The following is an 11,425-nucleotide window of genomic DNA, read 5'->3' as shown; positions in this document are numbered from 1 at the left end:
TCTCCTCCGATTATCCCTCGCCATCCTCACGAGGGTCTTGACAACAGTAACCGAGTCGATGTGTAGTTTTCAATATATAAAACAAGGTTTCATTATTTGGAACTTTGTAGGAGAGCAACAGGGAGGAAACCATGTATTCAACTTTCAAGCGCACGACGGCTGCGCTGGCACTTGGTGTCGCGATGGCGGCGCCAGCTGCTGCGGAACTTACCGGAGATCTGCGGATTTTTCTGGACACATCGAACCCGGCGCCACGCGCGACGATGGAGGCGATGATCGAACGGTTTGGGGCACAGCATCCCGGGTTGGAAATCGAAACAACCGTCATCGACCGCGAAGCCTATAAAACACAGATCCGGAACTTCCTGACGGCCGACACCCCGGATGTGGCTACGTGGTACGCGGCCAACCGTATGAAACCATATGTCGAGGCGGGTCTGTTCGAGGATGTTTCAGATTTATGGGCCGAGCCCGAGATCGCCGACAACCTCGCTTCGACCAAAGGCGCGTTGACAATCGACGGCAAGCAATGGGGCGTGCCCTATACCTATTATCAGTGGGGTGTCTACTATCGCAAAGACATCTTTGACGAGCTAGGCCTGAGCGAGCCGACAACTTGGGAGGAAGAACTGTCCAACTGCCAGAAAATCGTCGATTCTGGACGTGCCTGCTATACTATTGGCACCAAGTTCCTTTGGACCGCCGGTGGCTGGTTTGATTATCTGAACATGCGGACCAATGGTTTCGACTTCCACCAGCAACTCGCCAACGGCGAAGTCAGCTGGGAAGATGACCGGGTAAAACAGACTTTCGCCAACTGGAAACAGTTGATCGACATGGGCGCCTTCATCGACAATCATCAGACATATAGCTGGCAAGAAGCCCTGCCCTTCATGGTCAATGGTGAGGCAGCAGCCTATCTGATGGGCAACTTCGCAGTGGCACCGTTGCGCGATGCGGGCCTGACAGATGACCAGCTGGATTTCTACCAGTTCGTCGCGATCAATCCCGATGTTGAGCTGGCCGAAGACGCCCCGACCGACACGTTCCACATCCCGGCCAATGCTTCGAACAAGGAAGCTGCGCGCGAATTCCTGCGTTTCGTGGTCTCTGCGGATGAACAGACCGAAATCAACAACGGCGCGAATCTCGGCCAATTGCCGGTCAACGCGCAATCCGCTGTGGATGACGACAAGTTCCTGCAACAGGGCTTTGAAATGCTTTCGTCCAACAGCCCCGGTGGGGTAGCCCAGTTCTGGGACCGCGACGCGCCTGCGGAAATGGCCAAAGTGTCCATGGAAGGTTTCCAGGAATTCATGGTCAAACCCGACAACTTGGACCGGATACTGGCCAAACTCGAACGCGCGCGCGAGCGTATTTACGATAACTGACCAGTCAAGGGTCGGGCCAAAGCCCGGCCCACGCTCCTTTGAATCGTAGGGCGGGTTCCGACCCGCCTTGCTCCAACAGACCCGAGTTTCCCATGACAGTTGCAGCCGACGCCTCAGAACAGGAAAGCTGGTTCCATCGCAACCAACAACGCATCGCACCCTGGCTGTTTCTGACCCCAGGGATGCTGTTCTTTTTGGTCTATGTGATTATCCCGGTATTCCAGTCCTTCAACCTGTCTCTTTACGAGTGGGACGGCCTGGGCGCTGCCGAATACGTTGGCTTTCGTAACTACGAAGACCTTTATTGGGAGTGGGTGGATCGGGATGCTTTCTACATCTCGATGAAAAACAACCTGATCTGGCTGATCCTTTACCTGGCTGCGATTCCGGCAGGTTTGTTCATCGCCCTGTTCCTGAATCAGACCGTTTGGGGCATCCGCCTGTATAAGTCCCTGTTTTTCTTTCCTTTCGTGATTTCTCAGGTCGTGGTGGGGCTGGTGTTCACCTGGTTCTACGATCCGACCTTCGGGTTGCTGAACGAATTCCTCGGCTTCTTCGGCCTCGGCCCGGTAAACGTGTTGGGCGATGAGCGTTTCGTGACCTATGGCATCATCTTCGCCGGCCTCTGGCCACAAACCGCCTATTGCATGATCCTGTACCTGACCGGCCTGAACGCTGTAGACCCGGAACAAATCGAAGCAGGACGCCTGGACGGGGCCAAGGGCTGGAAGATGCTCTGGCACATCATTATCCCGCAACTGCGACCTGCAACCTTTATCGCGTTTGTCGTGACCATCATCGGCGCACTGCGATCTTTCGACCTGATCTCGATTATGACGCAAGGCGGACCTTTCGGATCCTCCCGCGTGCTGGCCTATTACATGTTCGAGGTCGCGCTGTCCGAATATGGCTTCCGCATGGGTTATGGCGCGGCCATCGCCGTGATCCTATTCCTGATCATGTTGTGCTTCATCGCCTACTTCCTGTGGTCGATGTACCGTGAAGAGAAGGGGCGCTAAGATGTTTCCCAAACCCATCGAAAAACAACCCCGCGCGGCGCAGATCACGTATCAAGCCATGCTTCCATTGGCCCTTCTGTTGTGGCTGGGCCCCCTGCTGGCGGTTGCTCTTTTCTCGGTAAAACCTGCTGCTGACTTCACCAACGCGAATTACTGGGGGATGCCGTCCAGCTTTGAGGGCGCCTTCAACTATGGTCAGGTGTTCTTCAATTCGGACATGCCGCGATACCTGCTGAATTCATTTATGATCACCGTCCCTACCGTGATCGGAGCGGTGGCCCTCAGTTGCATGACCGGCTTCGCGCTTGGCATCTACAAGTTCAAGTCGAACCTCTGGATCTTTTTCATGTTCGTGGCCGGGAATTTCGTGCCCTTCCAGATCCTGATGGTGCCGGTGCGCGACCTGACCCTGCAACTTGGGCTCTACAACACCAAGACCGGGCTGGTCCTGTTCCACATCGCATTTCAGACCGGGTTCTGCACCCTGTTCATGCGCAACTTCATCCGCGCCCTGCCCTTTGAACTGATCGAGGCCGCACGGGTCGAGGGTATCAGCGAATGGCGCATCTTCTGGTACGTGGTCCTGCCGCTGATGAAGCCCGCGATCGCCGCGCTCAGCGTGCTGATCTTCACCTTCATCTGGAACGACTATTTCTGGGCCGTCGTCCTGACGCAAGGCGCAGAAAGCCAGCCTGTAACTGCCGGAATCACCAGTTTCAACGCACAATTCCGCGCCGCTTATCAATTGATGAGCGCGGGCTCCATCGTGGCGGCTCTGCCACCGGTGGCCATGTTCTTCCTGATGCAGAAACACTTCATTGCGGGTTTGACCCTCGGAGCTGTGAAATGACCAAAATTACCTTTATCGGTGCCGGGTCCACAATTTTCATGCAGAACATCGTTGGGGATGCTCTGTTGACCCCTGCGCTGGCCGACAGTCACTTTGCGCTTATGGATATCGATCCCGAGCGCCTTGCGGAAAGCGAAGCAGTTGCGCGCTCCATGATCCGCTCGGTCGGGGCCGGGGCGACCGTCTCGACCCATACCGACCGCCGCGCGGCGCTGGACGGGGCCGATTTCGTCATCACCGCGTTTCAGGTGGGGGGATACAATCCCTGCACGATCACCGATTTCGAGATCCCCAAACAGTATGGCTTGCGTCAAACCATCGCTGATACGCTGGGCGTCGGAGGGATCATGCGAGGCCTGCGCACGGTTCCGGTGCTTTGGGATGTCGCAGGGGACATGATGCAACTCTGTCCGAACGCGACATTGCTGCAATACGTAAATCCGATGGCCATCAACACCTGGGCACTGGCCGAACGCTTCCCTTCCCTGAAACATGTGGGCCTTTGCCACTCGGTTCAAAATACAGTCGAGGAACTGGCCCATGATCTGGATCTGCCAAAGGATGAGTTCCGCTACAAAGTCGCGGGCGTCAATCACGTCGCATTCTTTCTGAAACTGGAACATCAAGGCCGCGACCTGTATCCGGCACTGCGCCAGGGCTATCACACGGGGAAATTCCCGAAGGCACCGCTGCTGATGCCGCGCTGCCCCAACAAGGTGCGGTACGAGGTGATGGATCACCTGGGCTATTTCTGCACAGAAAGCTCGGAACACCTGGCCGAATACGTGCCGTGGTTCATCAAGGAAGGGCGACAGGACCTGATCGAGGAATTTTCCATCCCGCTGGACGAATACCCCACCCGCTGCATCGAGCAGGTCGAGATGTGGAAGGAACAGGCCAAGACCCTGACCGACGGGCGCAATATCGATGTCACGCGCAGCCACGAATTCGCGGCCGACCTGATGAACGCGATCGTTACGAACACGCCCTACATGGCCTATGGCAACCTGCCCAACACCGGCCAGATCCCGCAACTGCCCATGGGCGCGGCGGTCGAAACCCCCTGCCTGGTCGACAGCAACGGCGTACAGCCTTCTGTCGTGACCGACATCCCGCCGCAGTTGATTGCCCTGATGCGCACCCAGATCAACGTACAGGAACTGACTGTTCGGGCCCTGACAGAACAGAACCCCGAATATATCTATCACGCCGCGATGATGGATCCGCACACCGCCGCCGAACTGGACCTGCGCCAGATCCGCAACCTTGTCACGGATCTGCTGACGGCCCACAACGATTGGCTGCCCGACTGGTGCCGCCCGGCCCGCGCCGCCTGATCTTCATCTTTTCACAAATACTCAGATCCAACTTCCGCCAAGAAAAACAAAGCCAGAAATGACAAAACGCCGCTCACAACATTGGTATGGAAAACTCGACAAGGATGGCTTCATCCACCGGTCGTGGATGAAAAACCAGGGCTTTCCCGACCACGCTTTTGACGGGCGACCCATAATTGGCATCTGCAACACGTGGTCGGAACTGACCCCCTGCAACTCGGGCCTGCGCGATCTGGCCGAGGGCGTAAAACGCGGCGTGTGGGAGGCGGGCGGCTTTCCGGTAGAATTCCCCGTCATGTCGCTGGGTGAAACCCAGATGAAACCCACCGCGATGCTGTTCCGCAACCTGCTGGCCATGGATGTCGAGGAATCGATCCGCGCCTATGGTATTGACGGGGTCGTTCTGCTGGGCGGCTGCGACAAGACCACGCCGGGTCAGTTGATGGGGGCCGCGTCAGTCGATCTGCCTTCGATCGTCGTCAGTTCCGGCCCGATGCTGAACGGTAAATACCGCGGACAGGATATCGGGTCCGGCACCGACGTCTGGAAGTTTTCCGAAGCGGTTCGGGCCGGCGAAATGACCTTGCAGGATTTCATGAACGCCGAATCCGGCATGTCGCGCAGCGCCGGGGTCTGCATGACCATGGGCACCGCGTCCACCATGGCGTCGCTGGTCGAGGCGATGGGCATGAGCCTGCCCACCAATGCCGCGCTTCCGGCGGTCGACGCTCGCCGCATGGCGCTGGCGCACATGACAGGCAGGCGCATCGTCGAGATGGTCGACGAAGACCTCAAGCCCTCGGACATCCTGACCAAAGAGGCGTTTGAGAACGCCATCCTCGCCAATGCCGCCGTAGGAGGCTCGACCAATGCGGTGGTTCACCTGCTGGCGCTGGCGGGACGTGTCGGGGTTGACCTGACCTTGAAGGACTTTGAAATCGGATCCGAAATACCACTGCTGGTCAACTGCATGCCGTCGGGCAAATACCTGATGGAAGACTTCTGCTACGCAGGCGGCATGCCGGTTGTACTGAATGAACTCAAATCGTTCCTGCGCCCGGCAAAGACGGTTCTGAACAAGGATATCTCGGCTCACTTCGAAGGAGCCGAGTGTTTCAATACCGACGTCATCCGTCCCTTCAATGATCCTGTAAAGCCCGCTGCGGGCCTGCGTGTTCTGCGCGGCAACCTTGCGCCGAATGGGGCAATCGTCAAGCCTTCGGCGGCCACTGACGCGCTTCTTGAAACCGAGGGCGAGGCTTTCGTGTTCGACAACATCGAAGACCTGAAGGCCAATATAGATCGTGAAGACCTGCCGGTCACGGCCAAGAGCATCCTAGTGCTCAAAGGGTGTGGCCCCAAAGGGTATCCGGGCATGCCCGAGGTCGGCAACATGCCAATTCCGGCGAAATTGGTGAAAGAGGGTGTACGAGACATGATCCGGATCTCGGATGCCCGCATGTCGGGAACAGCCTATGGCACCGTCATTTTGCATGTCAGCCCCGAAGCACAGGCGGGTGGCACGCTGGCGCTGGTCAAAACCGGAGACCGCATCCGTGTTTCAGCCAGCAGCGGCGAGCTGGAACTGCTTGTGGACGAAAACGAACTGAACGCCCGCCGCGCCGCGTGGCAACCGGATAATCCGCACTACACACGCGGATATGCAAAACTTTACATCGACCATGTACTGCAAGCGGATCAGGGGGCGGATCTGGATTTCCTTGTTGGCAAAGACACCCGCCTCGTGACCAGAGAGAGCCACTGATGACCCAACCAGCTACATTCCACGATCTCAACGGGGCCTCTGTCTATATCACCGGCGGCGGCTCGGGCGTTGGTGCGGCGCTGACAGATGGATTTATGGCACAAGGGGCCAATGTGGCCTTCATTGGTCGGTCGGATGCCAGCGGTTTTGTCGAAGAGATGCGCGACAAGCACGGCCGCGCGCCGCTGTTCCTGCAAGGCGACATGACGGATACCGAACTGCTGCACGCGACGATGGCCAAAGCTGTCGAGGCTCATGGCCCTTTGAACGTCTTGGTGAACAATGCAGCCAACGACCAACGTCATACGCTTGAGGAAACCACGACGGAATTCTGGGACTGGATGATCGAGGTGAACCTGAAAGCCTATTATTTCGCGTGTCAGGAAGCCGCCCGGCAAATGAAAGATGGCGGGTCGATCATCAATTTCAGCTCGATCAGTTACATGATGGGCAATGCTGGCTATCCGATCTATACGACCTCGAATGCCGGGATCACGGGGATGACACGGTCATTGGCACGAGAACTTGGGCCGAGGAAAATCCGCGTAAACGCTCTGGCCCCCGGCTGGGTTCTGACGCAAAAACAGTTGGATAAATGGGCCACGCCCGAGGATTTGGCGGCCCATTTGGACCGGCAATGTCTGAAAGAGCACCTGAAGCCCGAGGATATGATAGCACCAACACTTTTTCTGGCGTCCAGGGCCAGCCATGCGATGACCGGGCAATGTATGGCTGTTGATGGCGGCGTCGTGGTTTCGGGATGATGTTATGAATACTGAATGGATCGCCGTCGACTGGGGAACATCTCATTTACGGGCCTGGGCCATGCAGGGCTCGACTGCGCTGGACCATGCGCAATCCGACAAGGGCATGGCGCATGTCGGGCCTGACGGGTTTCAAGCCGCCTTGCTGGACTTGATCGAAAACTGGTTGCCCGGCGCGCCGGTGGATGTGGTCGCTTGCGGAATGGTCGGCGCACGCCAGGGCTGGGTGGAAGCCCCTTATTCGACCGTGCCCTCGGACCCCTTGCCGGATGTCCCGATCCGCGTACCCGGATCAGACCCGCGCATTCGGGCCTTTGTCATACCCGGTCTGAAACAGGCAACTCCGCCGGATGTGATGCGGGGTGAGGAAACCCAGATTGCCGGATTTCTGGGCACGCGCCAGAATTGGGACGGCGTCATCTGCCTGCCCGGAACCCACACGAAATGGGTTCAGGTAAGCGCTGGCGAGGTTGTAAGCTTTCGTACCTTCATGACGGGTGAGTTGTTCGACCTGCTATGTGGTCAGTCCGTGCTGCGGCACTCTGTAGGCCCGGGCTGGGACGAAGACGCCTTCGCCGAGGCGGTTGCGGATACGTTGTCAAAGCCCGAACAATTGGCTGCGCGTCTCTTTAACTTGCGAGCGGCGGACTTGCTGAAAGGTCAGGCCAAAGCCACCGCACGCGCGCGCCTTTCTGGATTGTTGATCGGGGCCGAACTGGCAGCGACACGGCCGTATTGGCTGGGGCAGCAACTGGCCATTATCGGAGCAGAAGGCGTGTCGCAGACATATGCAAAAGCCCTGCAACGGCAAGGCGCATTCGTGGAAACGGCAAACGCCACGAAGGCAACTCTGGCCGGGCTTGCGCTGGCCCGAAACATGACAAGGCAAACCGCATGAGCCGTCCCATCATCGCCATATTGCGTGGCTTGCAACCGCACGAAGCCAAAGCCGTAGGCCGCACCATTATCGATGCCGGCATCGACCGGATCGAAGTGCCGCTCAATTCTCCGGATCCGCTCGACAGTATCAGCACTTTGGTTGATGCGTTTGGAAATCAGGCCCTGATCGGCGCGGGTACTGTTTTGACAGTCGATCAGGTGGACGCTGTGTCGGTCGCCGGAGGCAAGTTGATCGTATCGCCCAACTATGACGCCGAGGTCATCAAGCGTTCCGTCGCGTTGGGCCTGCAAAGCTGGCCGGGGGTTTACACCCCGACCGAAGCTTTTGCGGCCCTCAAGGCCGGTGCCACCGGTTTGAAGCTGTTCCCCGGGGTGATGGCTGGTCCGGCGGGTTTGGCCGCCTTACGACCGGTTTTGCCCATAGGCTCGCTTGTTTTTGCTGTTGGCGGTGCCGGACCCGACAATTTCGGGCAGTGGATCAAAGCGGGCGCAGATGGCTTTGGGATAGGCTCTGCACTTTACAAACCCGGAATGGATGTCGCCGAAATCGCCGAGCGCGCCCGGCATATCGTTACGGCCTATGACGAGGCTGCCGGATGAGCACCATCTTTGACGACCGCCCCTGCGAGTTGGGCGAAGGCCCGTTGTGGCATCCTGAAAGGCGTCAGCTTTTCTGGTTCGATATCATCGGCAAACGTCTGATGACCCGCGAGCGGGACGCGCCCAAAAGCTGGAGCTTCGATGAACATGTCTCGGCCGCGGGCTGGGTGGATCGCGATACGCTTCTTATGGCGTCGGAAACGGGGCTGTGGCGTCTCGATTTGCAATCCGGAAAGCGGAACTTGATCACGCCTCTGGAAGCCGACAACCCCGTGACCCGTTCAAACGATGGCCGCGCCGATCCGTGGGGTGGGTTTTGGATCGGCACAATGGGCAAGCAGGCGGAACCCAGGGCCGGATCAATCTATCGCTTCTGGAAAGGTGAGTTGAGACGATTGGTTCCGGATGTGACAATCTCCAACGCGATCTGTTTTGCCCCCGATCGTTCGGTGGCCTATTTCTGTGACACCGCAACGAAACAAGTCAGGCGCTGGCGTCTGAACGCCGAAACCGGGTGGCCGGAAGGCGACAGCGCAGTTTTTCTGGATTTGCGCAAAGAAGGTCTGAACCCGGATGGCGCGGTCATCGATGCCCAGGGGAATATCTGGATTGCACAATGGGGTGCCAGCCGGGTTGCGGCCTACACGGCCGACGGCATGTTTCTGAAGGCCGTTGCATTTGACGCATCCCATACGTCATGTCCCGCTTTCGGGGGCGATGAACTGAATACGCTTTTCTGCACAACGGCCCGTCAGGGATTGAGCGCAGAAACAATAGACAGCCAACCGACCAACGGCATGACCTTTGCCGCGCGAAACGCAGGTCAGGGTCAGGCAGAACACAAGGTCATCTTATGAAGCCGGAACTGGGCGTTTGTTATTATCCTGAACATTGGCCAGAGGCGATGTGGGCCGACGATGCCGCGCAAATGGTCGAAACAGGCCTGACATGGGTGCGCATTGGCGAGTTCGCGTGGAGCCGCATCGAGCCGCAATCCGGCGTTTTTCAGTTCGAATGGCTGGATCGCGCGATTGAGACACTCGGAGCAGCCGGATTGAAGGTCGTGCTGGGCACGCCAACCGCAACACCGCCGCGCTGGATGTTGGACAAACACCCGGACATGCTGGCCGCCGATGAAAACGGCAACCCGCGCAAGTTCGGATCCCGGCGGCATTACTGCTTTAGCCATCAAGGCTATATCGACGAATCTACCCGTATCGCCCGGATATTGGGTGAACGGTACGGTAAGAACCCGCATGTGGTCGCGTGGCAGATTGACAATGAATATGGGTGTCACGACACCACTCTCAGCTACAGCGCTGCTGCCCAACAGGTGTTTCGCCATTGGCTAGTCGAACGGTACGGAACGATTGAAACGCTGAACCAAGCGTGGGGCAATGTGTTCTGGTCGATGGAATATCGCAACTTCAGCGAAATCGACCTGCCCAATCAAACCGTGACCGAGCCGAACCCGGCTCATTTACTGGCATTCCGGCGCTTCAGTTCGGATCAGGTCGCGGCTTTCAACAAAGCACAGGTGGATGCGCTGCGCCCGTTGACCGATGCGCCGCTTTTGCACAATTACATGGGCCGTATTCTGGAATTCGACCATTTCAAGGTTGGCGCGGATCTGGATATCGCCACCTGGGACAGTTACCCGATCGGTTTTCTGTCGGACCGGCTGGACGCCGACGACGCGCACAAGACCGCCTTTTTGCAACAGGGCGATCCGGACATGCAGGCGTTTCATCATGATCTCTACAGGGCGGTCGGGCGCGGCCGTTGGTGGGTGATGGAACAACAACCCGGCCCGGTGAATTGGGCACCGTATAATCCGGCGCCGCTGCCCGGAATGGTGCGGCTTTGGTCATTGGAGGCGGTTGCTCATGGCGCCGAGGTGGTGAGTTATTTCCGATGGCGGCAAGCCCCGTTTGCGCAAGAGCAAATGCATGCCGGCTTGCTGACGTCGAACAATCACCCTGCTGCTGCACTGGCAGAGGCCCGCCAGACCGCAGATGATCTGAACAACTTGGGTGCGGTGCAACAGATACAGGCCAAAGCGGCCATTTTGTTCGATTATGCCTCGGACTGGGCGTGGGCAACACAACCACAAGGCGCGGGATTTGACTATTTCCGATTGGTTTTTTCGGCATATCGCGCACTGCGACGGGCCGGTCTGTCGGTAGACTTTGTTTCGGCGAAGGACATTCCCGCCGATTACTCGGTGATCCTTGCACCTGGTTTGGCCACAATGGATCCTGATTTGGAACACCGCCTGGCAGAGAGATGCGATCTTGCCATTCTGGGGCCACGCAGTGGTGCGATCACCCGTGATTTTCAAATTCCGGAAAAGGGCAGACCCGGTCTGAGCAGGATCGATTGCGATGTTGATCTGGTCGAAACTCTGCCGCCCACGGTTGAACGCGCGGTCAAGGGTGGTGGCGCGGCGCGGCATTGGATCGACCGATTGTCAGGAACGGCCAAAGACCTGCTGAGTTTCGAAGACGGAACACCTGCTCTCAAGGCAGGGGACGGAATCTGGTACTTGGCAGGCTTCCCGGATGCAGACCTTTGGGACCGCGTGATCGCGATGGCGGCGGAAGAAGCCGATTTGACATTGTGCAGGATGCCGCAAGGCCTGCGACTGCGCGAGACCGCCAATCATGACTTCTTGATCAACTACAACGCGGGGCCGGTGGATTGGAACGGGCTCACCGTAGAAGGTTGTGACGTCAAAATCCTGAAACGCAATCCGCCCGAACCGACCTAAGGTCAGTCCGGGCGGGTGCCGAGGTTACG

Annotated in this window: 10 protein-coding genes; all 10 read left to right on the top strand. The window is 58.0% G+C overall.

Going from position 1 to position 11,425, the window contains the following annotated elements; genetic code table 11:
- Window positions 1–131: 131 nt before the first annotated feature.
- The 10 genes from GOW60_RS18540 to GOW60_RS18495 all read left to right on the top strand — a co-directional run bounded on the left by GOW60_RS18540 (window position 132) and on the right by GOW60_RS18495 (window position 11,396).
- Window positions 132–1,391 (top strand): ABC transporter substrate-binding protein, encoded by a 1,260-nt coding sequence (locus tag GOW60_RS18540; protein WP_152460266.1) that lies wholly within the window; start codon window positions 132–134, stop codon window positions 1,389–1,391.
- A gap of 92 nt (window positions 1,392–1,483) precedes the next feature.
- A complete protein-coding gene (locus GOW60_RS18535; RefSeq protein ID WP_152460265.1) occupies window positions 1,484–2,410 on the top strand; it encodes a carbohydrate ABC transporter permease in 927 nt (308 codons plus the stop codon).
- Between the two features lies 1 nt (window position 2,411).
- Complete coding sequence (locus GOW60_RS18530; RefSeq protein WP_170345350.1) at window positions 2,412–3,260, top strand: carbohydrate ABC transporter permease; 849 nt, start codon at window positions 2,412–2,414, stop codon at window positions 3,258–3,260.
- Complete coding sequence (locus tag GOW60_RS18525) at window positions 3,257–4,597, top strand: alpha-glucosidase/alpha-galactosidase (protein WP_171230438.1); 1,341 nt, start codon at window positions 3,257–3,259, stop codon at window positions 4,595–4,597. The genes GOW60_RS18530 and GOW60_RS18525 overlap by 4 nt, the downstream gene beginning before the upstream one ends.
- Window positions 4,598–4,655: 58 nt before the next feature.
- A complete protein-coding gene (locus GOW60_RS18520; protein ID WP_171230437.1) occupies window positions 4,656–6,362 on the top strand; it encodes an IlvD/Edd family dehydratase in 1,707 nt (568 codons plus the stop codon).
- Window positions 6,362–7,126 carry an SDR family NAD(P)-dependent oxidoreductase gene (locus GOW60_RS18515; RefSeq protein WP_171230436.1) on the top strand — a complete coding sequence of 255 codons (765 nt, stop codon included), beginning with the start codon at window positions 6,362–6,364 and terminating at the stop codon, window positions 7,124–7,126. Before GOW60_RS18520 ends, GOW60_RS18515 begins: the two co-directional genes overlap by 1 nt.
- Window positions 7,127–7,130: 4 nt before the next feature.
- On the top strand, window positions 7,131–8,024 hold the full coding sequence (locus tag GOW60_RS18510; RefSeq protein WP_171230435.1) for a 2-dehydro-3-deoxygalactonokinase: 894 nt from the start codon (window positions 7,131–7,133) through the stop codon (window positions 8,022–8,024).
- Window positions 8,021–8,626, top strand: a complete 606-nt coding sequence (locus tag GOW60_RS18505; RefSeq protein WP_171230434.1) for a 2-dehydro-3-deoxy-6-phosphogalactonate aldolase — start codon at window positions 8,021–8,023, stop codon at window positions 8,624–8,626. The genes GOW60_RS18510 and GOW60_RS18505 overlap by 4 nt, the downstream gene beginning before the upstream one ends.
- Complete coding sequence (locus GOW60_RS18500; RefSeq protein WP_171230433.1) at window positions 8,623–9,483, top strand: SMP-30/gluconolactonase/LRE family protein; 861 nt, start codon at window positions 8,623–8,625, stop codon at window positions 9,481–9,483. Before GOW60_RS18505 ends, GOW60_RS18500 begins: the two co-directional genes overlap by 4 nt.
- A complete protein-coding gene (locus GOW60_RS18495; protein ID WP_171230432.1) occupies window positions 9,480–11,396 on the top strand; it encodes a beta-galactosidase in 1,917 nt (638 codons plus the stop codon). Before GOW60_RS18500 ends, GOW60_RS18495 begins: the two co-directional genes overlap by 4 nt.
- Window positions 11,397–11,425: the final 29 nt, after the last annotated feature.

Source organism: Ruegeria sp. HKCCA4008, assembly GCF_013033125.1.
Classification (GTDB): Bacteria; Pseudomonadota; Alphaproteobacteria; order Rhodobacterales; family Rhodobacteraceae; genus Ruegeria.
The sequence above is the reverse complement of the archived record's forward strand: the minus strand, read 5'-3'. Positions and strand labels throughout refer to the sequence as shown.